This window comes from Neobacillus sp. 19 (assembly GCF_049463095.1).
GTDB lineage: Bacteria > Bacillota > Bacilli > Bacillales > Cytobacillaceae > Neobacillus.
Genome location: NZ_JBMPZU010000041.1, coordinates 23,896 through 48,302 on the forward strand (window position 1 = coordinate 23,896; position 24,407 = coordinate 48,302).

23 protein-coding genes and 1 pseudogene are annotated in these 24,407 nt (G+C 38.3%); 18 read left to right on the plus strand and 6 right to left on the minus strand.

Going from position 1 to position 24,407, the window contains the following annotated elements; all coding sequences use genetic code 11:
- Positions 1-154 precede the first annotated feature (154 nt).
- The 5 genes from ACO1D1_RS13365 (at position 155) to ACO1D1_RS13385 (ending at position 5,972) form a co-directional block, all read left to right on the plus strand.
- Positions 155-1,852 (plus strand): peptide ABC transporter substrate-binding protein, encoded by a 1,698-nt coding sequence (locus tag ACO1D1_RS13365; RefSeq protein WP_149869307.1) that lies wholly within the window; start codon positions 155-157, stop codon positions 1,850-1,852.
- 108 nt (positions 1,853-1,960) lie between these two features.
- Positions 1,961-2,893, plus strand: coding sequence for an oligopeptide ABC transporter permease (opp3b, locus tag ACO1D1_RS13370; RefSeq protein WP_149869308.1), 933 nt, complete (start codon positions 1,961-1,963; stop codon positions 2,891-2,893).
- Positions 2,890-3,918 (plus strand): oligopeptide ABC transporter permease, encoded by a 1,029-nt coding sequence (gene opp3C / locus ACO1D1_RS13375; protein ID WP_423336197.1) that lies wholly within the window; start codon positions 2,890-2,892, stop codon positions 3,916-3,918. Before opp3b ends, opp3C begins: the two co-directional genes overlap by 4 nt.
- A gap of 17 nt (positions 3,919-3,935) precedes the next feature.
- Positions 3,936-5,033, plus strand: a complete 1,098-nt coding sequence (locus tag ACO1D1_RS13380; protein WP_423336198.1) for an ABC transporter ATP-binding protein — start codon at positions 3,936-3,938, stop codon at positions 5,031-5,033.
- Positions 5,034-5,972 (plus strand): ABC transporter ATP-binding protein, encoded by a 939-nt coding sequence (locus ACO1D1_RS13385; protein ID WP_149869311.1) that lies wholly within the window; start codon positions 5,034-5,036, stop codon positions 5,970-5,972. It begins immediately after the preceding gene.
- Positions 5,973-6,012: 40 nt separating this feature from the next.
- Here ACO1D1_RS13385 and ACO1D1_RS13390 read toward each other — a convergent pair whose 3' ends face one another.
- Positions 6,013-6,198 (minus strand): hypothetical protein, encoded by a 186-nt coding sequence (locus tag ACO1D1_RS13390; protein WP_149869312.1) that lies wholly within the window; start codon positions 6,196-6,198, stop codon positions 6,013-6,015.
- A gap of 497 nt (positions 6,199-6,695) precedes the next feature.
- Here ACO1D1_RS13390 and spxA point away from each other — a divergent pair, with 497 nt between their 5' ends.
- From spxA to pepF, 5 genes are all read left to right on the plus strand, one after another.
- On the plus strand, positions 6,696-7,091 hold the full coding sequence (spxA, locus tag ACO1D1_RS13395) for a transcriptional regulator SpxA (RefSeq protein ID WP_149869313.1): 396 nt from the start codon (positions 6,696-6,698) through the stop codon (positions 7,089-7,091).
- Positions 7,092-7,591: 500 nt separating this feature from the next.
- Positions 7,592-8,263 carry an adaptor protein MecA gene (gene mecA, locus ACO1D1_RS13400; protein WP_149869314.1) on the plus strand — a complete coding sequence of 224 codons (672 nt, stop codon included), beginning with the start codon at positions 7,592-7,594 and terminating at the stop codon, positions 8,261-8,263.
- A gap of 77 nt (positions 8,264-8,340) precedes the next feature.
- On the plus strand, positions 8,341-9,852 hold the full coding sequence (cls, locus tag ACO1D1_RS13405; RefSeq protein WP_423336199.1) for a cardiolipin synthase: 1,512 nt from the start codon (positions 8,341-8,343) through the stop codon (positions 9,850-9,852).
- Between the two features lie 169 nt (positions 9,853-10,021).
- A complete protein-coding gene (locus ACO1D1_RS13410) occupies positions 10,022-11,221 on the plus strand; it encodes a competence protein CoiA (protein ID WP_423336200.1) in 1,200 nt (399 codons plus the stop codon).
- A gap of 131 nt (positions 11,222-11,352) precedes the next feature.
- The gene (gene pepF / locus ACO1D1_RS13415) at positions 11,353-13,173 is read left to right on the plus strand and encodes an oligoendopeptidase F (RefSeq protein WP_149869317.1); all 1,821 of its coding nucleotides are present in this window, start codon (positions 11,353-11,355) and stop codon (positions 13,171-13,173) included.
- Positions 13,174-13,705: 532 nt separating this feature from the next.
- Here the strand turns inward: pepF and ACO1D1_RS13420 are convergent.
- From ACO1D1_RS13420 to ACO1D1_RS13430, 3 genes and pseudogenes are all read right to left on the minus strand, one after another.
- Positions 13,706-14,584 (minus strand): ClpXP adapter SpxH family protein, encoded by an 879-nt coding sequence (locus ACO1D1_RS13420; RefSeq protein ID WP_423336201.1) that lies wholly within the window; start codon positions 14,582-14,584, stop codon positions 13,706-13,708.
- A pseudogene (locus ACO1D1_RS13425) lies at positions 14,568-14,979 on the minus strand (globin). The gene ACO1D1_RS13420 and the pseudogene ACO1D1_RS13425 overlap by 17 nt, the downstream one beginning before the upstream one ends.
- Before the next feature lie 133 nt (positions 14,980-15,112).
- Positions 15,113-15,694: a CYTH domain-containing protein gene (locus ACO1D1_RS13430; protein ID WP_149869319.1), complete on the minus strand. Its 582-nt coding sequence runs from the start codon at positions 15,692-15,694 to the stop codon at positions 15,113-15,115.
- A 161-nt stretch (positions 15,695-15,855) separates the two neighbouring features.
- Here ACO1D1_RS13430 and ACO1D1_RS13435 point away from each other — a divergent pair, with 161 nt between their 5' ends.
- The 4 genes from ACO1D1_RS13435 to ACO1D1_RS13450 are packed head-to-tail and all read left to right on the plus strand — an operon-like array spanning position 15,856 to position 18,647.
- Positions 15,856-16,215: a hypothetical protein gene (locus ACO1D1_RS13435; protein ID WP_149869320.1), complete on the plus strand. Its 360-nt coding sequence runs from the start codon at positions 15,856-15,858 to the stop codon at positions 16,213-16,215.
- A gap of 29 nt (positions 16,216-16,244) precedes the next feature.
- Positions 16,245-16,883: a GTP pyrophosphokinase gene (locus tag ACO1D1_RS13440; protein ID WP_149869321.1), complete on the plus strand. Its 639-nt coding sequence runs from the start codon at positions 16,245-16,247 to the stop codon at positions 16,881-16,883.
- Positions 16,884-16,931: 48 nt separating this feature from the next.
- Entirely contained in the window at positions 16,932-17,726 is a 795-nt protein-coding gene (locus ACO1D1_RS13445) for an NAD kinase (protein WP_149869322.1), read from the plus strand.
- Between the two features lie 18 nt (positions 17,727-17,744).
- The gene (locus ACO1D1_RS13450; RefSeq protein WP_423336202.1) at positions 17,745-18,647 is read left to right on the plus strand and encodes an RluA family pseudouridine synthase; all 903 of its coding nucleotides are present in this window, start codon (positions 17,745-17,747) and stop codon (positions 18,645-18,647) included.
- A 30-nt stretch (positions 18,648-18,677) separates the two neighbouring features.
- On the opposite strand, the gene prpE is transcribed toward ACO1D1_RS13450, so the two are convergent.
- Positions 18,678-19,418 carry a bis(5'-nucleosyl)-tetraphosphatase PrpE gene (gene prpE / locus ACO1D1_RS13455; RefSeq protein WP_149869324.1) on the minus strand — a complete coding sequence of 247 codons (741 nt, stop codon included), beginning with the start codon at positions 19,416-19,418 and terminating at the stop codon, positions 18,678-18,680.
- A gap of 89 nt (positions 19,419-19,507) precedes the next feature.
- On the opposite strand from prpE, the gene ACO1D1_RS13460 reads away from it, so the two are divergent.
- The 3 genes from ACO1D1_RS13460 (at position 19,508) to ACO1D1_RS13470 (ending at position 22,880) form a co-directional block, all read left to right on the plus strand.
- On the plus strand, positions 19,508-21,367 hold the full coding sequence (locus tag ACO1D1_RS13460) for a monovalent cation:proton antiporter family protein (RefSeq protein WP_423336203.1): 1,860 nt from the start codon (positions 19,508-19,510) through the stop codon (positions 21,365-21,367).
- 106 nt (positions 21,368-21,473) lie between these two features.
- A complete protein-coding gene (gene fabI, locus ACO1D1_RS13465; RefSeq protein WP_423336204.1) occupies positions 21,474-22,244 on the plus strand; it encodes an enoyl-ACP reductase FabI in 771 nt (256 codons plus the stop codon).
- Between the two features lie 138 nt (positions 22,245-22,382).
- Positions 22,383-22,880 (plus strand): CotO family spore coat protein, encoded by a 498-nt coding sequence (locus ACO1D1_RS13470; protein ID WP_149869327.1) that lies wholly within the window; start codon positions 22,383-22,385, stop codon positions 22,878-22,880.
- A 209-nt stretch (positions 22,881-23,089) separates the two neighbouring features.
- Here ACO1D1_RS13470 and ACO1D1_RS13475 read toward each other — a convergent pair whose 3' ends face one another.
- Positions 23,090-23,602, minus strand: coding sequence for a CotY/CotZ family spore coat protein (locus ACO1D1_RS13475; RefSeq protein WP_149869328.1), 513 nt, complete (start codon positions 23,600-23,602; stop codon positions 23,090-23,092).
- 139 nt (positions 23,603-23,741) lie between these two features.
- Here ACO1D1_RS13475 and ACO1D1_RS13480 point away from each other — a divergent pair, with 139 nt between their 5' ends.
- Positions 23,742-24,098, plus strand: a complete 357-nt coding sequence (locus tag ACO1D1_RS13480) for a DUF1360 domain-containing protein (RefSeq protein ID WP_423336212.1) — start codon at positions 23,742-23,744, stop codon at positions 24,096-24,098.
- Positions 24,099-24,407 lie beyond the last annotated feature (309 nt).

Genomic DNA, 24,407 nt, shown 5'->3' on the forward strand with positions numbered 1-24,407 from the left:
GCCTAAATTATATCACAGCAAATTGTAATCCTAACGTAAAAATTGTATCGAAATTGTAAATTAAAAATTAAAAAAATATGTACAATTTATTTAAATTATGTATAATAGAAAATGTAGTAATTTTTCAGAATAATAGAAAAGGGAGGTCTACATAGTGAAGAAAACAAAACTTTCACTACTTTTAGTATTATCACTTGTACTAAGCATGTTTCTAGCAGCATGTTCAGGCGGCGATAAAAACGAAGGAACAGACAAAGGGAAAGACAAAGGCGGCGAAAAAGCCCCTGCAGAACAACTTGCTGATGAACAAGTATTAAACGTGCTTGAGTCTGCTGAAATTCCAACTATGGACAGTGTGTTAGCAACTGACGTTATGGGTTTCACCACGATGAATGCTGTTAACGAAGGTATGTATCGTTTAGACGCCGATCAAAAGGTTGTACCTGCCGGCGCTGAAGCAATGCCTGAATACAATGCTGATAAAACTGAACTAACAGTAAAATTAAGAAAAGATGCAAAATGGACTAATGGAGATCCTGTAACAGCACATGACTATGTGTTTGCTTGGCAGCGTGCTATCAACCCAGAAACTGCATCTGAATATGGCCCTTACTTTATGGAAGGCAAAATCAAAAACGCTACTGAAATCGGTAAAGGCGAAGCCAAAGTAGAAGATCTTGGCATTAAGGCTGAAGATGACTACACTTTAAAGATTACTCTTGAAAGACCAATTCCTTATATTGAATCTTTCATTACATTCCAATTGTTCTACCCGCAAAACCAAAAGTTTGTTGAAGAACAAGGCAAAGATTATGCCAAAGATGCGGCGCACATTCTATACAATGGTCCATTTAAGATGACTAAATGGGATGGCCCGACAGCAACTGAATGGACTATGGAGAAAAATGAAACTTACCATAGTGCAAAAGACGTAACGTTAACAAAGATTAACTTTGCTGTTTCTAAAGATCCGCAAGCGTCTGCAAACGCATTTACTGCAGGTGAAGCTGATATCACACCAAAACTTGCACAAGCAGCAATCCTTTCGCAATTTGAAGGTGATCCAGCGTTATTGCAATACCAAGAACCATCACTTTTCTGGATTAAAATGAACCAAAAGAATCCAGCATTGAAAAATATCAACATCCGTAAAGCAATTGCCTTATCAATTGATAAAAAAGCTTTAGCTGATGATGTACTAGCTAACGGCTCAATTGCAGCAGATTTCTTCGTGCCAAAATCATTTGCATTCTTAGACGGCAAGGATTTCCGTGAATCTGCAAAGACTTATAATGAAATGAATAAAGAAGAAGCTAAAAAGTATTGGGATAAAGGTTTAGCTGAGCTTGGCGTAAAAGAACTTTCTTTAGGTTATGTTGGCGGTGATACCGAAACAGCCAAAGCTTCTGATTCTTTCATTAAAGACCAATTAGAGAAGAACCTTCCTGGTTTGAAGCTTACAATGACACCTGTTCCATTTAATATCCGTATTGAACGTGAACAAAAGATGGATTACGATTTATTATTCACTGGCTGGGGTCCTGACTACGCAGACCCAATGACATTTATGGATCTATTCCTAACTGGCGGCGACCATAACAAAATGGATTACAGCAGTGCAAAATATGATGAGTTAATTAAAGCAGCGCAAACTGATTTAGCTGCCAAAGACAAAGAGCGCTGGGATGCTCTAGTCGAAGCTGAAAAGGTTCTTTTAGAAGATGATGTAGCAATTGTGCCGGTTTACCAACGTTCCGTAAATCTCTTGATTAACGAAAAGGTAAGTGGTTTTGCTCACCATGCATTCGGTCCTGACTATAGTTACCAGTGGATTAAAATCCTTAAAAAGTAGCTATACTAACCAAATAAGAAGAGAGTATATTTCCAAATATACTCTCTTTTTACCTGTATGGGAATTGTCGAAAGATGACGAAAATTTAATTAATTAGGAGGTGCAGGCATGGCAAAATATATTTTAAAGCGTATAATCTACATGATTATTACCCTGCTTATTGTTGCATCCGTTACTTTTTTCCTGATGAAGCTAATGCCAGGCAGCCCATTTAAAAGTTTTACAAAGCTTAATGCAACTCAACAACAAGTTTTGTTGGATAAGTACGGATTAAACGACCCAATCCCTGTTCAATATTTTAAATATATGAAAAATACGGTGACAGGTGATTTAGGGATTTCCTTCCAATTTAATAACACCCCTGTTACAACCCTTCTTGCTAACAGAATAGGTCCTTCAGCAATTTTAGGTTTGCAGGCAATGGTGTTTGGAGCAATTTTTGGAATATTTTTGGGCACCATTGCTGCACTAAAGCAAAACACCTGGGTTGATTATGGATCTACTTTCTTAGCTGTTGTTGGAAAATCCATTCCATCGTTTATTTTTGCTGGATTACTTCAGTATTATGTTGCAGTAAAGTTGGGCTGGTTTCCGGTCATGTTGTGGAGAGGCCCGGAATACACGGTTTTGCCGACAATAGCTCTCGCAATGTTCCCAATATCAATTGCTGCTAGGTTTATGCGTACTGAAATGATTGATGTATTGGGGTCTGATTACATCACTTTGGCAAAAGCAAAAGGCGCCAGCCGCTTTCAAATCAGTATAAAGCATGCCTTAAGAAATGCGTTGATTCCTGTTGTGACAGTCATGGGACCTTTGGCAGTCAGTCTAATGACCGGTTCACTCGTTATTGAAAAGATTTTTGGAATTCCCGGTTTGGGTGAACAATTTGTTAAATCCATTGGGTCAAATGATTATCCTGTCATAATGGGTACAACACTTTTATTTTCAGCTTTATTCGTTGTTGTTATTTTAATTGTTGATATACTCTACGGAGTGATCGATCCGCGTATTCGTCTTTCGGGGGGGAAAGGTAAATGATTAACAAAGATTCTCAAATTTCACCAGACATGTTTGCACCCGCCCATATTGATCCATCAAAAAGCGAAAAAATTGCTAAGCCAAGTCTAAACTTTTGGCAGGATTCATGGCTTCGTGTTCGGAAGAATAAAGGAGCAGTTGTCAGCATAGTCATTCTGATAATCCTGATTTTGATGGCGTTTGTCGGACCAATGATTTCACCTTATGAGTACGATCATCAAAATACAAAGCATAACAACCTGCCGCCTCGTATTCAGGGATTGGAAAATATCCACTGGCTGCCTTTTGATGGAACGTTAGAAAGACGTAACGGAACCACATATAATGCCTATGAAGTAAGAAACATTGATGCTTATTATTGGTTTGGCACTGATCTTCTGGGACGAGACTTATTTTCCCGTGTTTGGAAGGGCACACAAGTATCCTTATTCATTGCTTTCATGGCGGCATTAATTGATATGTTGGTTGGTGTAGCATATGGTGCTATTTCCGGCTACATGGGCGGTCGTACCGATAGTATTTTGCAAAGGATTATAGAAGTTATTGTCGGAATCCCGAACCTGATAATTGTCGTATTAATGATACTTGTCATGAAGCCGGGGATTGGTCCAATTATCATCGCATTAGGTATTACTGGATGGACAAGTATGGCGCGTGTTGTCCGGGCACAGGTGTTGAAATATAAAGGTCAGGAATTTGTGCTGGCTGCTAAAACTTTGGGGGCATCGGACACTTCCATTGTCTTCAAACATATGATTCCGAACATGTTTGGTATCATTATTATTAATACAATGTTTTCGATCCCTAGCGCCATTTTCTTCGAAGCATTCTTGAGTTTTATTGGCTTGGGACTTCAAGAGCCACATGCATCATTAGGTACTTTGGTGGATGATGGATTTAAATCAATGGTGGCTTTTCCATATCAAATGATTATTCCATCCATAATGATTGCATTAATTATGGTATGTTTTAACTTGGTAGCTGATGGATTGCGTGATGCGCTGGATCCAAAAATGCGTGATTAGAAGGCAGGTGAATTCCTATGGAGAAAATATTACAAGTAAAAGATTTAAATATATCGTTTCACACTTTTTCGGGAGAAGTGAAAGCTATTCGCGGAATTAGCTTTGATTTGTTAAAAGGAGAAACTTTAGCGATTGTTGGTGAGTCTGGATCGGGAAAATCTGTTACGACTAAATCGATAATGCGTTTATTACCGGAACACAATTCTGAAATAAAGAGCGGGGAAATCCTTTTTAATGGGAAAGACCTGACCAAGTTAACGGATAAACAAATGCAAAAAATCCGCGGCCATGATATCTCGATGATTTTTCAAGATCCAATGACTTCATTAAATCCAACGATGAAAATTGGAAACCAGATCATGGAGCCGCTTATTAAACATCAGAATATGAGCAAGCATACTGCGAAAGAAAGAGCCGTTGAATTATTAAAGCTGGTTGGGATTCCAAAACCGGAGATCCGCATCAATCAGTATCCGCATCAATTTTCCGGCGGGATGAGACAAAGGGTAGTAATTGCAATTGCTTTAGCATGTAATCCTCAAGTTCTGATCGCGGATGAACCTACAACAGCTCTTGACGTGACCATCCAGGCCCAAATTCTTGAGTTAATGAAGGACCTGCAAAAGAAAATCGATACTTCGATTATTTTTATTACTCATGATCTAGGTGTTGTTGCCAATGTTGCCGACCGTGTAGCGGTTATGTATGGCGGGAAAATTGTAGAAATAGGAACGGCGGATGAAATCTTCTATAATCCTCAACACCCGTATACATGGGGATTAATCAGCTCTATGCCGGACATGGATACAGATGATGAGGAATTATTCTCAATTCCAGGAACACCTCCTGATTTATTAGATCCTCCTAAGGGAGATGCATTTGCACCGCGTAACCCGTATGCAATGAAAATAGATATGGAGCAAGAGCCGCCATTCTTTAAGGTGTCTGATACCCATTATGCAGCAACTTGGCTATTGCATCCGGATGCTCCTAAAGTTGAACCGCCAGAGGCAGTTAAAAGGCGTCATAGCCAATATGCTGGTATAGCGGGTGCAGCAAGCGGTGCTGCAACATTAAAAAAAAGTCGGACTCCTGGTATGAAGGAGGGAAAATAGATGGCTGAGAGAGAAAAACTACTTGAAATTAAAAGTTTAAAGCAATATTTTAACGAAGGAAAGCCGAATGAAGTTAAGGCAGTCGATAACGTTTCCTTCGATATTTATAAGGGTGAAGTAATGGGGCTTGTAGGTGAGTCTGGCTGTGGTAAATCGACAACAGGCAGAACGATTATCCGCTTGTATGATGCCACCGGTGGGGAAGTTTTGTACGATGGTGTGAATGTACACGGTAAAAAGTCAAAAAAGCAATTGAAAGATTTTAATCGTAAAATGCAAATGATTTTCCAGGACCCGTATGCATCTTTAAACCCTAGATTGAAAATTGCTGATGTTATTGCCGAGGGAATTGATATCCATGGATTGGCAACATCAAAAGCGGATCGGATGCAGCAAGTATATGATCTCCTGGAAACTGTTGGGTTAAACAAGGAACATGCTAACAGGTATCCACATGAGTTCAGCGGCGGGCAGCGGCAGCGGATTGGCATTGCCCGTGCACTGGCTGTTCAGCCTGAATTCATTATTGCAGATGAACCAATTTCCGCTTTGGACGTTTCCATTCAAGCACAGGTTGTAAATCTAATGAAGAAGCTGCAAAAAGAGAAGGGTTTAACCTATCTGTTTATTGCCCATGATCTTTCGATGGTTAAATACATTAGCGATCGTATCGGCGTAATGTATTTTGGAAAAATGGTGGAGCTTGCATCTGCGGATGACCTTTATAAAAATCCATTACATCCCTATACGCAATCGCTATTATCAGCGATTCCATCACCGGATCCGATCAGTGAGCGGACACGTAAACGTAAATCCTATGATCCGGCAAGTCATAATTATGATAAAAATGAGGTAATTGAATTCAGGGAAGTTACCCCAGGTCATTTTGTTCTTTGTTCGGAGAAAGAATATAAGCAATATCAAGCACAATCAAAATAATAAAAAAAACGATCTCGATTATTGAGATCGTTTTTTTATCTTATTTTCGGTTGCCGCCAACAGTTTTCCATCCTACCTGATATTTTGCACTTTCATCAACAAATTCAGAACGACGTTTGCCCCCGAATACTTTTTCGCCAATACCATTTGTAATTACCCCCATAAAGGCAGTAATTCCAATGATTAGAAGTGCGACAATCGTTAAATCAGCTATGTATCCAACCATGATAAAAACCCTCCATTTTTGAATAGTCATCATGAGAAATGAAATATCCCCTACACTTAATTGTAAAAGAACTTGGTTCTTATTGAAAGAGGAAAATAAATTAATAAGGAGAAAGTTTTAGAATAAAATGAATGCGTTTTCATTACCGGTTTTTAATTGAGAATCAAGTTTTAATATACCCTCAAAAACACTCCCTTTAGGAACGAATATTTTAGAAGAGAAAATCAAAACTTTTTGGTGAGAATGAATAAAATTTTGAAACTTTTGTAGAAATCATTCGTCTAATATAATGTGAACATAAATAATGGATTGGTTTTGGCTATTTAAACATTTTTGAAAAAAGGATACCTTTTTTAGAAACTGTGGTGTATAATTAATGATATAAATTACTTATTTATAATAATTTTAATTATGAATTTACATTTTATAAGTTTTAATTCCATTTTACAGGGTATTTATAATATAAATTGCAAATAATAGAGGAGTGTGAAGCACGGATGGTAACACTATACACTTCACCAAGTTGTACATCATGTCGAAAAGCTAAATCATGGTTAGAAGAACATGAAATTCCATACACAGAGAGAAATATTTTCTCTGAACCATTATCAATGGAGGAAATAAAGGCAATTCTTCGAATGACGGAAGATGGAACGGATGAAATCATTTCTACAAGATCAAAAACGTTCCAAAAATTAGATGTGAATTTAGATGCAATGCCACTTCAAGATTTATTTGGTTTAATTAAAGATAATCCTGGGTTATTACGTCGTCCCATTATTATTGATGAAAAACGTTTACAAGTTGGTTATAATGAAGATGAAATTCGACGTTTCCTTCCAAGAAGGGTAAGAACATTTCAATTGCGTGAAGCGCAGCGCATGGTCAATTAAATGATAAGACCTTCTTAAACGGAGGTCTTTTTTATATAAGAATTTATAAGTTTTGACTTTGAGAAATGTCCAGCTCCAGCGCCCTAGCGGCTAGTGTCCTTCGCTCTCCGCCCTACGATAAGTCAACATCGGTTCGCTACGCTCACCGTGTTTCCTTTATCTCAGTTGGAGAGCTCCAGGCCATACGCCGCTGACCAGGGCGCTTGCGCTTTTCTTATATAGACCGGAAATTTGTAGTTGAACCTGCAATTTGATACAATATAAGGAACTTTCATCCGTCTTTATCCTGATAATACGGAATAATTAGTATATCTTTAGAATAACATATAGGCATTATAATGGTTTTTTAGAATTTCGTGTTTTTTATTTCCCTTATTAGTGCTTTTGTCATAAAATGAAAGTACAAGATTATTTACCTTTTTGAAGTAATTTATTTAATGGCATGATCTGCTGGGGGTATATAGTCCCTTCAATATGGAAAATGGAAGGGAGAGGTTATGATGGAGATTGAACGCATTAATGAGAATACTGTGAAGTTCTATATTTCCTATGGTGACATTGAAGAAAGAGGCTTTGATCGTGAGGAAATTTGGTACAATCGAGAGCGCAGTGAAGAACTCTTTTGGGAAATGATGGATGAGGTTCATGGTGAAGAGGATTTTGTCGTTGAAGGTCCACTTTGGATACAAGTCCAAGCACTTGACAAGGGTTTAGAGGTTCTTGTTACCAAAGCACAGCTTTCTAAAGATGGACAAAAGTTTGAGCTCCCCATTCCTAATGAAAAAATAAAAGACATTCCTGTAGATGGTAATATTGAAGAGATCTTAGATCAGCATTTTAATCCAAATCATTCCGATGAAGAAGACATATTGCTCGAGGAAGAGACATTAGAATTTCTGCTTGCATTTCATGACTTTGAAGATATCATCAGCTTATCGAATCGAGCAGGTTTAGATGATCTAGTAACAAAACTTTATCACTTTGAAGGAAAATATTATTTATATACAGAATTTCCGGAAGATATATATGAAGAAGATGAAATTGATAATATTCTTAGTATCTTACTCGAATACGGTTATGAGACACAGCTTACAATTCATCGTGTTCATGAGTATGGAAAAGAAATTATTTCTAAAGATGTTTTTGATGAACTGCGAAAATATTTTACCTAAAAGGATACCGATTTCATAATTGAAATCGGTATTTTTCATACTTTAAATTATAATGAGATGTTTGGCAGGTGATTCCTTTGAAAAACACTGTAAGGGTGGTTATATTTTTAGCAGTATTGTCCGGACTCTTGTTTTTCTTTAAGGATCAATTAGAAAGTGGAATTTTTGGATTCTTAAGTGTTTTAATTTCGCTTTCCGTTATTTTTATTGGATTTGTGATATTTCTTGAAAATCGTCATCCAACCCAAACTATTACTTGGTTGGTTGTATTAGGGAGCTTTCCGCTTATTGGTTTTATTTTTTATCTTTTATTTGGACGTAATTATCGGAAAGAGAAGATGTTTAGAAAGAAGTATTTCCTTGATAAACAAGCATTTCTCACAGTAGAAGGGGAAGATGACCCGAGAAATGAAGAAAAGCTCAGTTTAATGGGTGAACATCACGGGAAGCTATTTAATTTGGCTCAAAAACTTGGGAACAGCCCTATTTCCTTTGATACAGCTACAAAGGTATTAACCAATGGAGAAGAAACCTTTAGTCAAATTATTGAACAATTGAAAAGGGCACGACATCATATTCATCTCGAATATTATATAGTTCGTCACGATCATATCGGCCAGGAAATAAAAGATATTTTAATTAATAAGGCCAATGAAGGAGTTAAGGTTCGCTTTTTGTATGATGCCGTAGGCTCATGGCAACTATCAAAAAACTACATTAATGAATTGAAAAATGCCGGAATTGAAACGGTCCCGTTTGGCCCAGTAAAATTGCCTTTCTTAAATAATAAATTTAATTTCCGGAATCATCGTAAAATCATTGTAATTGATGGAACAATCGGTTTTGTGGGCGGATTAAATATTGGGGACGAGTATTTAGGGAGAGACAAGGATATTGGCTATTGGCGAGATACACATTTAATGCTAAAAGGGGAAGCTGTTCGGACACTTCAGCTTATCTTTTTGCAAGATTGGTATTATATGACAAATCATAGTTTTTTGACAGCGGAATACTTATCACCCCAATTAGATCATAAAAGCCACGGAGGTGTTCAACTTATTGCCGGCGGCCCTGATAATGAATGGAGCGTTATTAAAAATATCTTCTTCTCGATGATTGCTTCTGCAAAAAAAACGGTTTGGATTGCTTCACCGTATTTTATTCCGGATGAAGATATTTTTTCAGCCATCAAAGTCGCCGCACTAAGCGGTGTAGATGTGAGGCTGCTTGTACCGAACCGTCCTGATAAACGAATTGTTTTTCATGCTTCACGATCTTATTTCCCTGAGCTTCTGGAAGCGGGAGTTAAGGTATATGAATATGAACGAGGTTTTATGCATAGTAAAATCGTAATCGTTGATGATGAACTTGCTTCAATCGGGACGTCCAATATGGATATGCGAAGTTTTCACTTGAATTTCGAGGTGAATGCATTCTTATTCCGGACAAAAAGTACAGAAAAGCTTGTTGAAGAATATATTAATGACCTTGAATATGCCAAACAGCTAGAATTAAAAACGTTTCAAGAACGTCATATTGGCCTTAGATTATTGGAGTCAACAGCACGGTTACTATCACCACTTTTATAAGGAAAAGCGGAAGCGCCCTGGAGCTGGAAAATTCTCTAAGCAAGAACTGACAAATTCTAATTTTATAAGGGTAAAAATCTCGTTGAATTGCGACGGGATTTTTTTATTTTTTTTAGAGGATTTTAGCAGAATTTGGCGAAGTTAAAGGTAGAAAAGGAGGAGAGTAAAATTGCTAACCGCACGTACAAAAACAGGTAAAAAACTTTGTCTCGGTCTTAATTATAAAAAGGAAACCCTGATGAGTTATCGCAGTAAGGAAGAATTTGTTTGTCCCATCTGTGGAGAGAGTGTAGTACTTAAATTAGGAGATCAGCGGATTTTTCACTTTGCACATAAACGTGGAAGCACATGCCGAGATAGTTTTGAAAATGAATCATATGAACATCTCGAAGGGAAACGGCAACTTTTTCAATGGCTTATAAGACAAGGGATTCCGGCAGAAATTGAATACTATGACAGTGAAATTCAGCAGCGGCCTGACATAATGTTTAAACATAATGGAAACAAATATGCATTAGAGTATCAATGTTCAACCATACCGGGAATGGATTTTAATAAAAGGACTAAAACGTATTTGGAAAATGGTTATACCCCACTATGGATCATCTCCAGTTGTCACATCCACCAAAAAAAGAAAGACATCATCTCATTATCCACTTTTCAATATTTATTTTTACGAAGTACTTCTTCAGGAAATCTTTATATTCCTGCTTATTGCCCCGAAAAGCATCTATTTCAATTGGTAGAATCGATTACCTCCTTCTCGATAAAAAACGCATTTGCTAAGTATTCCTTTATTCCACAACACAATATTGAGTTAGATGGGCTATTAGAACCTTATCAAAAGAACCAGTTTAATTTATCAAGCTGGAAAGCAGAGACTGAAAAGTTTATCTTCAATTGGGGACTTCATCCGCAGCCGAGTCAAAAAGTATTTCTCCATGAGATTTATAGCCGAGGCCTTAATCTTTTCCTATTACCTCCTGAAATTGGTCTTCCAGTAGCACATGCATTACTATTACAAACACCTCCAATCATTTGGCAAACCTATTTCTATCTTGATGTATTAGCCAATAAGAACCCTGGCGATTTCATAACTTTTCAAGAGGTAACCATTCATTTTAACAAGAGAAAAAGAAAATGCGAAATATTGATAAGAACCCTTCCACAACTACAGCAGTTAAACCCAATCTTACCACTTATTGAATATGTACAAACCTTGGAACACCTGGGAATACTGACACGAAAACAAGACTCTGTATATCAATTACAACGAAGGATCGTCATACCAAGGTCAAATAGTGAAAGTGAAGAAGTAAAACTGCGTTTTTATCAAAAAAATAGCAATATCCTTCTAAAAAACAATTGAAAATGAACGAATGGGTATAATAAGTGGAGATGTTCTGTCTTTTCTTACGCTTTAAAAAGGAAAATGGAAGAATAAAGAGAATATATTTATGAGAAGGTTTATGAGTTATCACAATGAATGGAGGATGGATCATGGCAAATGAAACCGCTGTAAAATCTCTACCGGCTAGAAGTGAAATCGCTGTGGAAGACACGTGGAATTTAGAAGATATTTTTGCAAGTGATCAAGAATGGGAAAAAGAGTTTCAAGAGGTAAAAAATCAAATTCCAGGGATTAAAGAATTTGAAGGGAAATTAGGAGAGAGTGCGGAGACACTCTATAATGCGCTACAGTTCCAAGATAAACTGTTAGAACGAATTGGAAAGCTCTATACATACTCACATATGCGCTACGATCAAGACACGACCAATTCTTTTTATCAAGGGTTAGATGACAGAATGAAGAATCTCTACTCTCAGGCAGCGAGTCAGTTAGCGTTTATTGTTCCTGAAATTCTTTCAATTGACGAAAGCAAAGTTACAGGTTTCCTCAATGAGAAACAGGAGTTAAAACTATATGAACATGCGTTGGAGGAGATTAATCTTCAAAGGCCACACGTGCTGAGTGCGGAGCAAGAAGCCCTTTTAGCAGAAGCAGGAGAAGTGATGGACGCCTCGAGCAACACCTTTGGGATGCTGAATAATGCCGATCTTCAATTTCCAACCATTAAAGATGAGAATGGTGAAGAGGTTGAAGTGACCCACGGCCGTTACAGCCGTTTCTTGGAAAGCGGAGATCAGCGGGTACGCCGCGATGCCTTTAAAGCTGTTTATAAAACGTATGGAGATTTTAAAAATACTTTTTCAAGCACGTTAAGCGGAAATGTGAAAAAGGACAACTTTAATGCAAGAGTTAGAAAATATGATTCAGCAAGACATGCCGCCCTTTCTGCAAACAATATTCCGGAAAGTGTTTATGATAATCTTGTCAATACAGTGACCGAAAATCTTCACCTATTACATCGCTATGTTAAGCTTCGTAAAAAAGTGTTAGGTTTAGAGGAGCTGCACATGTATGACTTATATACCCCGTTAGTAAAAGATGTGAAAATGCCGATCGAATACGATGAGGCAAAGGATTTAGTCATTAAGGGACTGGCACCATTAGGCGAGGAATATGTGAAAATCTTAAAAGAAGGTTTTGAAAATCGCTGGGTTGATGTTCACGAAAATAAAGGGAAGCGCAGTGGTGCATACTCTTCTGGAGCATATGGGACACATCCATATATTTTAATGAATTGGCAGGATAATGTGAATAATTTATTTACATTAGCCCATGAATTTGGCCATTCCGTGCATAGTTACTATACACGGAAAGCTCAGCCATATCCGTACGGTAACTATTCGATTTTCGTTGCTGAAGTAGCCTCCACCTGTAATGAGGCACTATTAAATGATTACCTGTTAAAAACAATTGATGATGAGCAAAAGCGCATTTACCTCCTAAATCATTATTTAGAAGGCTTTAGAGGAACTGTGTTCCGCCAGACAATGTTTGCTGAGTTTGAGCATCTCATTCATCAAATGGCACAAAATAATGAGGCATTAACTGCCGATGCTTTAACAAAGGCCTATTATGAACTGAATAAAAAGTATTTTGGAGAAGAGGATATTGTGATTGATGAGGAAATCGGTTTAGAATGGGCAAGAATTCCGCATTTCTATTACAATTACTATGTTTATCAGTACGCAACAGGCTTCAGTGCAGCTACCGCTCTTAGTAAGCAGATTTTAGAAGAAGGCGAGCCTGCTGTCAAACGGTATATTGAGGAGTTCCTAAGTGCCGGAAGCTCAGATTACCCAATTGAAGTACTTAAAAAAGCGGGAGTTGACATGACAAGTGCCGATCCAATTAAAAATGCTTGTAAAGTGTTTGAAGAGAAACTGAACGAATTAGAACAATTATTAATATAAGTAAGGAAAAGGGATGGTGCCTAAATCTAGGTCCATCCCTTTTAAAATCCCTTAAATCGTTTACGATCATTAAGATAAGTAAGGAAGATTAATATAGAAATAAATAAAATAGGAGCACTAAGTAATATAGGAAAAATCTTAAGTAATGCAAGAATGTGCAGAAAAAAAGCAAATATTATAAAAAGTACGATGATGACAAAAGGAATTTTGCTCACAGTAAATTCCACCTTTGTAAGGTTGTTCACTACTATGTTTATTGTCCACTTCGTGAATATATGACTTTAACCTGTCTTTTTGACAATATTGTGAAATGTAGCACAAACTTATTGTCAGCAGCTCTAATCGCATGGTATATTTAATGCGTGAAGTTGATCACAACAAACATATACCCCTTTGTTTGACCGTGAAAAATTTCTCCCATCCCCTTTGTTCGTATTAATAGAAAAATGCCTTGCAGTGTTTAAAACTGCAAGGCATTTTCGTTTTCTGGATATGCATAAAAATTGTCGGAACACATTGAACCGACATTCGTTTATTCTTCAATATACCGCCAAAATGTTCCGTACTTGGCCGGAATTTGTTCCACCACTTGCTTTAAAAGCAATTTCTTCATTTCCCGTTCAATTTGTGAAATCGACATATTATAGACTACGGCAATTTCCTTCGAGGCAACAAATTTAAAAAATTTCATAAATGTTTCTAATGAAGGCGGAGGAGATTGTACTGGCTTTTCAGAAAGCATTTCCTCTAATATTTGGACATACACCTCATAAGGATAGGAACCAGTAATTTTAATCCCTTCATCCTCGGTATTTTCATTAAAAAACACGAGGGTAGGAATTTCATAAACATCCATTTCGGAGGTGATTTTCAAATCACATTGAAAGGCTTTCGCTGCACTCTCAGAATGGATATCTGCCATAAATTCTTCAACATCCAAGCCTGAACTATTGGCACATTCCTTTAATACCTCAAGATTAGAAGTATTCTGCTTTTCTAAAAACAGCATTTCCTGAATTCTCCGGAGAAAACGGAGACCCGCGCGTCTGCCTTGTAATTCGGCAGCTTTCAGGGCAATCGAAACAGTATAAGGGTTATCTACAGGGTTTTCTAACCACAAGCTTCCATCACAGGACATGCCCGTTCTGCTCGCTGTCATTTCCCAGAGTTGAGCAATATTTTCATAGTTCTTTTTCTTGCTCAAATTTAAATCCGCTAACCGTCCGCTTAACACATGTTTAATTGAAAAATACCTTCCATATTCAATATGCAGTTTCTTTAAAATCGGCTCAAGTGCCCAGCATTCAGGGCAAAGCGGATCAATGAACATATATATTTCAATTGGTTTTTTATCACCGCCGCTGCAACGTTTCTTTGCGCCGGGTGATTTAGAATTACTCACGATTTTCACCTGGTATCTCGCCTTCGTCAGGCGTGTTAATCATATGTTGGGCAGTAAGATAGAGCCGGTCATAGAAATCATCTCGGATTGTACCATGTAAGCCGACCATATCCATTGCGTTTTTCATACAAGATAACCATGCTTTTGCCCGCGATGGTGTAACTGGAAAGGGCAAATGACGGGCACGCATCATCGGATGTCCATGTTCCTCTGTATAAATCGGGGGCCCGCCTAAATATTGTGTCAAAAATTGCTTCTGTTTTCGTGCTATTTCAGTAAATTGATTTGGGAATATTGGAGCAGAGCTCAGGATGTTGTGCAACGAGGCCATAAAAAGTGTCGACAAGACGGTATAATGTATCTTCACCAATGGCCTCAAATGGTGTAAGCTTTTTTTCAATCATGTTGACAACTCCTTTAAAATCTTTTGTATTCATATTTTATCAATGCCCCATTCATATCTCAAATGAATTGCCTTGAAAAGGGGAATTTTACAGAATAGTAAAGTTTTCCTTTAGGTTAATTTTCCTATATCAATTATAACTGTTTATATCTTTGATTATAGAAGCGGAGGATTTTATTCTCCGTTTTCCGTTTTGGAATCCCAAATTGAGCAAGAAGTTCTAGGAAAATTTTCTGTCCCTCGGTAAAGGAATCCACTTCATATTCTAATTCGTAATCATCAATTCCCATATAAGAACTATGGTCAAGAACAAGTAATCCATTCTTGTATTGAAATTCTACTCTATTTGTCGTGAGCGATCCAAAATAATCTATTTTGGAAAAAGGAATACCCTGTTCTGCGATTAGTTCCTGGATGATTCCGTATGGGAGCTGCCCCTGATTCATTGCCAATGACGCTTCTACCCGGCTTAAGGTTTGATTGGTTTCTAGCAGTCCAACCTCATTAGGCTGTTTTAGGGTCATTTCGTAAGCTCCTCCTTTTTGACGGATGCGTAAAGCAGCACCCGTTTCCTTTAAAGAAAAATCGGCTGTATCAAAGTAATGATTTTCTTGGGAAAAAATTTGGCCATCCTTTATTTTGAATTCCTTAAGAAGCTGCTCATATTCCTTTTTTGTAAGCATATTTTTAAATTCGATCTCAATATTTTGTGACACCGCAGCTCACCCTTTCTCGATGATAGTTTTCTTAATCATAACGATGAACGTTCATACATGTCCACTGCAGGTGATTTCAGCTATCATTATCAAACTGCAATCCTTGGGAGAAATGGGTGAATTATGTTAAAATAAGATGGTGAAAGATGGAGGGAAACGAGATGAAAAAAAGGATTACAATCCAACAGGCGAACTTGATAGAAAACAAGCTTATATTAGAAACAAATGAACCCATCACCGGATTGGTTCCGGGGGAGCAGATTCTTGTGGATTCTGACCAGTATGCATTCATTTATTTAATGGAGGATCAAGAGGATTATACATATATCGTTTTATCTGAAGAAATCTGGCCGTTATTAAAGACTGCGAACGAGCAAGAGACACCGGTCTGTATTGCCTATAATGAAGAACAGTTAGAGCTAACAAATTTTTCTGAGGAATTAGAATATGTAATTAGTAATATTAAAGGTAATAGTAATTATGGGAATGAAATGGTTACAAAAGTTGAAGGGATTTTCTAAACATAATTTGTTTTCATCGAGGTGAAATCATGAAGCATTGGGATCAATTTTTAGCCCCATATAAGCAGGCTGTATCTGAGCTAAAAATAAAATTAAAGGGAATGAGGGGGCAATTTGAATTAGATTCTTCTCATTCACCCATTGAATTTGTTACAGGGCGCGTTAAACCAATCGCAAGTATTCTCGATAAAGCTAATCAAAAAGGTATACCGCTTGAACGTTTGGAAGAGGAAATGCAAGATATTGCAGGCATGCGAATTATGTGTCAATTTGTAGAAGATATACATATGGTTGTCAATTTGTTAAGACACCGCAATGATCTGGAAGTAGTGGAGGAAAGAGATTACATCTCTCATAAAAAGACGAGCGGGTATCGTTCCTATCATGTGGTGATTCGCTACCCGGTTCAAACCATTCATGGCGAGAAGAAAATCCTTGCCGAAATTCAAATCAGAACGCTGGCAATGAATTTTTGGGCGACAATTGAACATTCATTAAATTACAAGTATAAAGGAGTATTTCCAACTGATATTCAAATGAGACTGCAAAGAGCTTCCGAAGCCGCTTTTCGGCTTGACGAGGAAATGTCAATAATCCGCGGTGAAATCCAGGAAGCTCAAGCTTTTTTTACAAGAAAGAAAGAGTTAACGCAGGAAGATAAGAACTAATCATATGACCGCCTTTTGAAAGCCACTAATTACAAGGAGCATAAACAAATGAAATTTGCGATTACTTCAAAAGGAGATCAAAAATCAAACATTTTAATGCACAAAATGAGGACGTATTTACTTGATTTTGATCTTATCTACGATGAGGACCAGCCCGATATTGTTGTTTCCATTGGCGGCGATGGAACGTTGCTGTATGCTTTCCACCGCTACAGCAGTCGTTTAAGCAAAACGGCATTTGTCGGCATCCATACAGGGCACCTCGGTTTTTATGCCGACTGGATACCGGATGAAATTGAAAAGCTTGTGATTGCTATAGCTAAAACTCCTTATCAAGTTGTCGAATATCCACTGCTTGAGGTCATCATTCGATACTCGCATGCCGGTAAGGAATCAAGGTATTTAGCCCTAAACGAATCAACAGTAAAAAGTGTAGAGGGAACACTTGTGATGGATGTTGAAATTCGCGGCCAGCATTTTGAACGGTTCCGTGGCGATGGTCTCTGCGTTTCAACTCCTTCTGGAAGTACGGCATATAATAAAGCGCTGGGTGGGGCAATTATTCACCCGGCGATATCTGCCATTCAAGTCGCGGAAATGGCGTCCATTAATAACAAGGTATTTAGAACAGTGGGCTCGCCGCTAATCCTTCCTGCACATCATAACTGTATGCTGAAACCTGTTAACCGTTCAGATTTTCAGGTAACGATTGATCATTTGACACTGCTTCATAAGGACGTTAAATCGATTCAATTTAGGGTGCCGGAGGAGAAGATTCGTTTTGCCCGCTTTCGTCCATTTCCATTCTGGAAAAGAGTTCATGACTCATTTATTTCGGACTAGGAGGAAGGCAGCAATATTATGACATCTCGTTTTCAATTGAAATGGATAATCGATGAACAGAATAGCGGCATGTTAATAAAGGAATTTTTAAAAAAGGAAGAGATTTCACGTACGGCTTTAACTGATATTAAGTTTAAAGGCGGAGGGATACGGGTAAATAGTGAAGAAATGAATGTCCGATACAAACTTTTAACGGGCGATGTCCTGACGGTTGTATTTCCCGCTGAGCATCCCAGCGAAGGAGTTCAAGGCGAGGATCTGCCGTTAAGTGTTTTGTTTGAAGATGATTATCTTCTTGTTGTCTGCAAACCAGCTGGTATGAATACGATTCCCTCTAGGGAACACCCTAAGGGCAGTCTAGCCAATGCCCTTGTCGGCTACTATCAACGGATTAACCTTAAAGCAACATCTCATATCGTCACAAGGCTTGACCGTGATACATCGGGGATTGTTTTAATTGCTAAGCATCGTCATGTTCATCACTTGTTTAGCAAAATGCAGCAGAACGGACAGGTTAAAAGGACGTATGAGGCTTTTGCCGCTGGTTTACTTGCGCAAGATAGTGGTAGTATTAAGGAACCGATTGGCCGTAAAGAGGACAGTATAATCGAAAGAGAAGTACGTAACGACGGTCAATATGCCTGTACGCATTATCGGGTACTAAAGAGACATAATGCGTTTTCACATATTGAGTTACAACTTGAAACAGGTAGGACGCATCAAATTAGGGTTCATATGTCCTATATTGGCCATCCCTTGCTCGGTGATGATTTGTATGGAGGAGATGTAACGTTACTCAATCGGCAGGCGCTTCATTGCAAACAAATCAAATTTAAGCACCCATTCTCCGGAGAAGAGATGATGTTTTCAGCATCGCTTCCACAGGATATGAGTGTCATATTAGAGGCTGATCTGCTTTGACCTGAGATCAGCCTCGTCATTTTTAATTAATCAATCAAATTCTTTAAATTTTTCTTCAACATAAAGCATAGAAGAAGGTACAGAAATCAATTCCATTTCAGGGTATCTTAATGCGGTAAGCTTGCCGCCAAATACGGCACCTGTATCAATATTATACGTATTGTTAAGGATTCGCGGCTCTTTTACCGGTGTATGTCCGTAAACAATACGGGAATCGCCATGATACGTTTTCGCCCAATCCCGTCTAACCGGTGTGCCGTCAGGATTCTTTTTACCCGTAATATCTCCGTAAAGAACAAATTCTTTAACCTTTGCATGTGTCTGTCCGATAAACTCTTCTTTTATTCCAGCATGTGCAATAATGAGCTTTTGATTATCTAATACTAAATAAAGTGGGGCCTTTTCATAAAGCTCAATAAATTTTTTACGAATGGATTGCTGGTCTTTTTTATATAATGATTCATATTCTGCTACAGTTGTTTCAAGTCCATGTGCAATCTGAACTTTGTTCCCTAGAAAGAAACGGTATAACTTATTGCAGTGGTTTCCAGGAGTATAATAAGCTTGTTTTAGCTTGACGACTAGCTGCCAAACAATCTCAGCCATTTTTAGAGATTCGGGCCCTCTGTCCGTTAAATCACCAACGAAACCAAGTAACCTGTTCTCATGATGCACTGGTAAACCATTATCCCATCTGTAGCCAAGCTTTAAGGTTAACTCCTTAAACTCGTTTAAACACCCGTGAATATCACCGATAATATCAATTTTCATTGGTTACACCCCCTGATCCTTCAATTATTTTTTGTTAAAAGAGGAAACTTTATTAAAAGGAATCTTTAGATTTAAGAGGTGAAGTAATTATGGAGCAGCACGTCTCAGTCATTTCTTTGCTTGTGGTTGTCACCATGGCATTTATAACTCCCATTATTCTACATAGGTTTAAATTGAATTTTATCCCGGTAGTCGTTGCTGAAATTATTATGGGGCTGATTATTGGGAAAAGCGGTTTTGATATCGTTCATCAGGACGCATGGCTTTCTACACTTTCATCCCTTGGCTTCATCTTCCTGATGTTTTTAAGCGGGCTTGAAATTGATTTTACGGCCTTTACAGGCAGTAAAAAGCGGGAAATTCTTCCGAACGGTAAAAAAGAGCCAAATACGTTTGCTGTCGCCACCATTATCTTTGCCGGAATCTTTGTTTTTTCTCTTGGGTTATCCTATTTGTTTGTCATTGCCGGATTTATCGATAATGCCTTCTTAATGACACTTATCATTTCGACCATTTCGCTCGGGGTAGTTGTGCCTACTTTAAAAGAGGCCCACCTAATGAAAACAGTAATCGGACAAATTATTTTGCTGGTTGCTGTCATAGCTGATTTAGTCACGATGATTTTGCTTGCCATTTTTGTCTCGCTGTATGAAGCGGGTCACGGAAATACCTGGCTGCTGTTGATTTTATTCGCTGCTGGTATTGTCCTTTATTTTGTCGGAAAAAGATTTAAAAATCGGAACTTCATTGAGACTTTGTCAACTGGGACAGTACAAATTGGAACAAGAGCGGTATTTACACTTATTATTGTCCTAGTAGGTTTATCCGAAACTGTCGGTGCTGAAAATATCCTTGGAGCATTTCTAGCCGGAGTTCTTGTATCGTTATTATCACCAAACCAGGAGCTTGTCCATAAGCTAGATTCCTTTGGATACGGCTTTTTAATCCCAATTTTCTTCGTGATGGTAGGTGTGAATCTCGATGTGTGGTCTCTTTTCAGTGAAAAGAAGCTTTTGCTTTTAATCCCGCTTTTACTAGTTGGTCTCTTGCTATCTAAACTTTTGCCAGTCTACCTGTTAAAAATTTGGTATGATCTAAAAACGGTAATTTCCTCCGGTTTTCTACTTACATCGACCCTTTCACTGGTTATTGCTGCCGCTACAATAGGGGAGAGAATTGGGGTTATTACGGAGCAGATGAAGGGGACACTAATTTTAGTAGCGGTAATTACATCAATTATTACACCAATTGTCTTTAAAAAGTTGTTTCCGAAAGAAGCGGTTACGAGCAAAAAGGTCCGTGTTTCTTTCTTAGGTGCAAACCAGGTTACTCTGCCAGTATCGCGGGAGTTAAAGTCCGGACTATATGATCCAGTTCTGTACCATACAAAAATGGAAAAGTCGGAAAAGCAGATTGCCAATTCGCTTTTTGATATTATCGAAATCCCTGATTACTCCATTGAGACCATTGCACATACAGATGTATATCAGTCTGAGATTGTGGTAATTTCAACAGGGGATGAAAATGTGAATGCAGTCTTGGCGATTGCAGCAAAGGAGAAAACCGTTCCAAGGGTAATCGCCCGGATTGAAAGTCAAGATTTAGAACAAAGCTTGAGAGAGCAGCATATTGAAGTGTACTCTGCCTTTAAGTCTTCAAAAACATTGCTCCGGGCGTTAATCGAATCACCTACATTGATTAACATTCTAACGGACCAAGAGGAAGGGCTTTTTGAAATTGTGATGTTGAATCCGCATTTTGAAGGGATGTCGTTAAGAAGATTTCCGTTTACAGGTGATATTATTTTTGTACGAATTTTTAGAGAGAAGGATTCGATTGTTCCCCATGGTGATACTGAATTACAGATGCATGACCGCCTGATTGTAACAGGCTCAAAGGAATATGTAGATGAATTGAAAAGGGAATTGGAATTTTGCGAAACATGTTAAAAATCATTTTTAGGAAAGAATCACATGCTTTTCATTTGTGGAAAATTAGTGTAATATTAGTACCAAGTGCTAATATCTTGTAATTATTGTAGGAGGACTTTTAAATATGAATTTTTCATTAGCAGGTAAAACATATGTAGTCATGGGTGTAGCTAATAAACGAAGTATTGCATGGGGAATTGCCCGATCATTGCATAATGCAGGGGCAAGATTAATTTTCACATATGCCGGTGAAAGAATTGAGAGCAGTGTTCGTGAACTAGCTGATTCGTTAGAGGCGGAAGGGACACTTGTACTTCCATGTGATGTAACAAATGATGAAGCAATTGCCGATTGTTTCGCAAAAATAAAGGAGGCAGCCGGAACGATTCACGGTCTTGCACATTGTATTGCCTTTGCCAAAACAGAGGAATTAAAAGGTGAATTTGTCAACACTTCAAGGGATGGTTTCCTCCTTGCACAAAATATAAGCGCCTTTTCATTAACAGCTGTAGCCAAAGAAGCACGAGGCTTAATGACTGAGGGCGGCAGCATTGTTACATTAACGTATTTAGGCGGCGAGCGCGCGATTCCGAACTACAATGTTATGGGTGTTGCAAAAGCTTCTCTTGATGCCAGCGTCCGTTATTTAGCAGCAGATCTCGGTAAAGATGGGATTCGTGTTAATTCCATTTCTGCTGGTCCCATCCGTACACTTTCAGCTAAAGCAATCGGAGAATTCAATTCTATCTTAAACGAAATTGAAGAAAAGGCACCATTACGGAAAACAACTACACCTGAAGAAGTCGGTGACACCGCTCTATTCCTTTTCAGTGACCTTTCGCGTGGGATTACAGGCGAAAACATTCACGTTGATTCAGGGTATCACATTCTATAATAAAAACCTTAGCCCGCGTAAAAAAGCGGGCTTTTGTTATGTATTCTTTTATATGAGGAAATTCCTTGTGAACGGGAATAGGCATTTTGCATACATATATTGTGTAGGATGAGGGGATTAGGAGGTGAGGTGTGATTCATGTCGAAAATGAAGAGTAAGGGGCCGCTTTTATATGTTCATCAGCCCTTTTCTAGGATGCCAACAAACAATAATATGCAGGAGATATATACCAGCAGGAGCGAACAGGAACCTCAAGAGGAGGAAATTCAGAATAACGCTCAAAAGAAAATTTCCCTTGCGAAAAAGGAGCTTTTCCAGGAACCGATCCCAATTGAAGTAGTCAAAGCAGAACATACACAAACAGCCCATCATCCGCAAAACAAAAGAACAGGTCTTAAAAGGGTCAAACCCTTTAAAGAAATGGATGTATTGGAACGATTAGACTACCTAATCAACTTTCCAAAAGTACTTCCACCTGTCCCATGTGTCTTTTATACCGCTGAAAAAAATTATCAAGGTTATTTAACGGAATACGATCAAAACCATGTTACAATCCAATTTCACGACCAGACATCAAAAACCATTCCGCTAGGGGAAATAAAGGATGTCATCATGATCGGGATAAAGAATATCTAGAAAAAAGAAAAGCGGAAGCGCCCTGGTCAGCGGCGTATGGCCTGGAGCGTTCCAACTGAGATAAAGGAAACACGAAGAGCCGGAGGCGATTCGATGTTGACTTATCGTAGAGCGGAACGCGAAGGACACTAGCCGCTAGGGCGCTGGAACTGGACAATCTGAAAAAGCCAGCCGATTCACGACTGGCTCATTTTCTTTAGCAGTTTATCTTAATTGCATAATCCTAGGTTAACGTCTGCAATACATTGAACCGCACAGAAGCATTTCAAGTCAACCGTAATGCAATCTCTGCTGGCGCGGAATCTGTCGACCTGGCAAACCTTTGTGAGGTCCACACAGCATTTGTCGCTGCTTGAAACAAGGTTCACCGGAGCAAAGTGTCCGCTGCTATCGCGGTGTCCAGGCACTAAAACACGAAGTGTAGCACAGCAATTGTCAAATACTTCTTCTACACGGAAGTAGATGGATACACAGGCGTTACCTTCATGCGTTAAGAATGCATGAAACGGAGTTCCGTCTGCCGTACTTAAGACAAATACTCGTGTATCAACCGGTTCTCTCCTAGCCGGTGACACCATAGCACCTAGTGGTTCAGTAAAACAGCTGGAACACTCTGCGCATTCTTCTTCTACAGCATTATCTTGGATATCTTTAATGGCACGAACTACTTCGCATACACAGTTACCATTGCGAAAATCGTCATGATTATTTCCACAACCCATTTATTTTTCCTCCTTATACCGTTATATATCTTACATTACTAACATATTTAACAAGGCGCATTTGGGTTACGGACAATTGCCTTGTTTGGAAAAATTAGGCGGATATAAGCGCAAATTGTATAAGAAAGGACCACTTGAGATGAAAATAACCTTTTTAAACTTGATTATTTTGTCACTCGCAAGCTTTAGGCTGACAAGATTACTTGTTTTTGATAAAATTACCGAATTTATTCGCGCCCCTTTTTTTGATGAAGTAAGTGAGGAAAATGAGGAAGGCGAACTAGAGGTCTATTACCTTCCGAAGAAATCAGGGGTTAAGAAATTTCTAGGTGAACTTCTCAGTTGTTATTGGTGTACGGGAATCTGGGCATCAGCCCTTATCGTAGGAGCTGGCTATCTATCCCCTACCATTGCTGCACCTATCATACTTATTTTAGCGGTTGCAGGCTTTGCTTCAATTATTGAATTTTTTGTACAGTATTTTATCGAAAAATAATTCTTTCGCTGAGACAAGACATTAGTTAACATCATATTCTAATTAGGAGTAAATCTATTGATTCGAGGGAGAGAGAAGATGAATACAAAAAAACAAGGACAGCAGAAAAAACAAACAGTTCAAGCGGCAAACACAAAACGGAGAAAAGGCTGTGGGTGTGGTAAAAAAACTTCAAAGTAAAATGAAAAACTGCTGGGGATCTGGCAGTTTTTCATTTTAGTGAGGGTCCTAACAGTAAAAATTAACTAACCTAGTCATAATTTTTGTTAATGTGAAAAAACTACTTCATAAGAGTAACTTTAAAAATGG

Excerpts from the sequence above, each read along its gene's own strand:
- opp3C (WP_423336197.1), top strand. The coding sequence starts at position 2,890 with ATGATTAACAAAGATTCTCAAATTTCACCAGACATGTTTGCACCCGCC.
- mecA (WP_149869314.1), top strand. The coding sequence starts at position 7,592 with ATGGAGATTGAACGCATTAATGAGAATACTGTGAAGTTCTATATTTCC.
- ACO1D1_RS13460 (WP_423336203.1), top strand. The coding sequence starts at position 19,508 with ATGGAGCAGCACGTCTCAGTCATTTCTTTGCTTGTGGTTGTCACCATG.
- ACO1D1_RS13445 (WP_149869322.1), top strand. The coding sequence starts at position 16,932 with ATGAAATTTGCGATTACTTCAAAAGGAGATCAAAAATCAAACATTTTA.
- ACO1D1_RS13380 (WP_423336198.1), top strand. The coding sequence starts at position 3,936 with ATGGAGAAAATATTACAAGTAAAAGATTTAAATATATCGTTTCACACT.
- ACO1D1_RS13385 (WP_149869311.1), top strand. The coding sequence starts at position 5,034 with ATGGCTGAGAGAGAAAAACTACTTGAAATTAAAAGTTTAAAGCAATAT.
- ACO1D1_RS13440 (WP_149869321.1), top strand. The coding sequence starts at position 16,245 with ATGAAGCATTGGGATCAATTTTTAGCCCCATATAAGCAGGCTGTATCT.
- spxA (WP_149869313.1), top strand. The coding sequence starts at position 6,696 with ATGGTAACACTATACACTTCACCAAGTTGTACATCATGTCGAAAAGCT.
- ACO1D1_RS13390 (WP_149869312.1), bottom strand. The coding sequence starts at position 6,198 with ATGGTTGGATACATAGCTGATTTAACGATTGTCGCACTTCTAATCATT.
- pepF (WP_149869317.1), top strand. The coding sequence starts at position 11,353 with ATGGCAAATGAAACCGCTGTAAAATCTCTACCGGCTAGAAGTGAAATC.
- ACO1D1_RS13475 (WP_149869328.1), bottom strand. The coding sequence starts at position 23,602 with ATGGGTTGTGGAAATAATCATGACGATTTTCGCAATGGTAACTGTGTA.
- fabI (WP_423336204.1), top strand. The coding sequence starts at position 21,474 with ATGAATTTTTCATTAGCAGGTAAAACATATGTAGTCATGGGTGTAGCT.
- ACO1D1_RS13450 (WP_423336202.1), top strand. The coding sequence starts at position 17,745 with ATGACATCTCGTTTTCAATTGAAATGGATAATCGATGAACAGAATAGC.
- ACO1D1_RS13480 (WP_423336212.1), top strand. The coding sequence starts at position 23,742 with ATGAAAATAACCTTTTTAAACTTGATTATTTTGTCACTCGCAAGCTTT.
- prpE (WP_149869324.1), bottom strand. The coding sequence starts at position 19,418 with ATGAAAATTGATATTATCGGTGATATTCACGGGTGTTTAAACGAGTTT.
- ACO1D1_RS13435 (WP_149869320.1), top strand. The coding sequence starts at position 15,856 with ATGAAAAAAAGGATTACAATCCAACAGGCGAACTTGATAGAAAACAAG.
- opp3b (WP_149869308.1), top strand. The coding sequence starts at position 1,961 with ATGGCAAAATATATTTTAAAGCGTATAATCTACATGATTATTACCCTG.
- ACO1D1_RS13470 (WP_149869327.1), top strand. The coding sequence starts at position 22,383 with ATGTCGAAAATGAAGAGTAAGGGGCCGCTTTTATATGTTCATCAGCCC.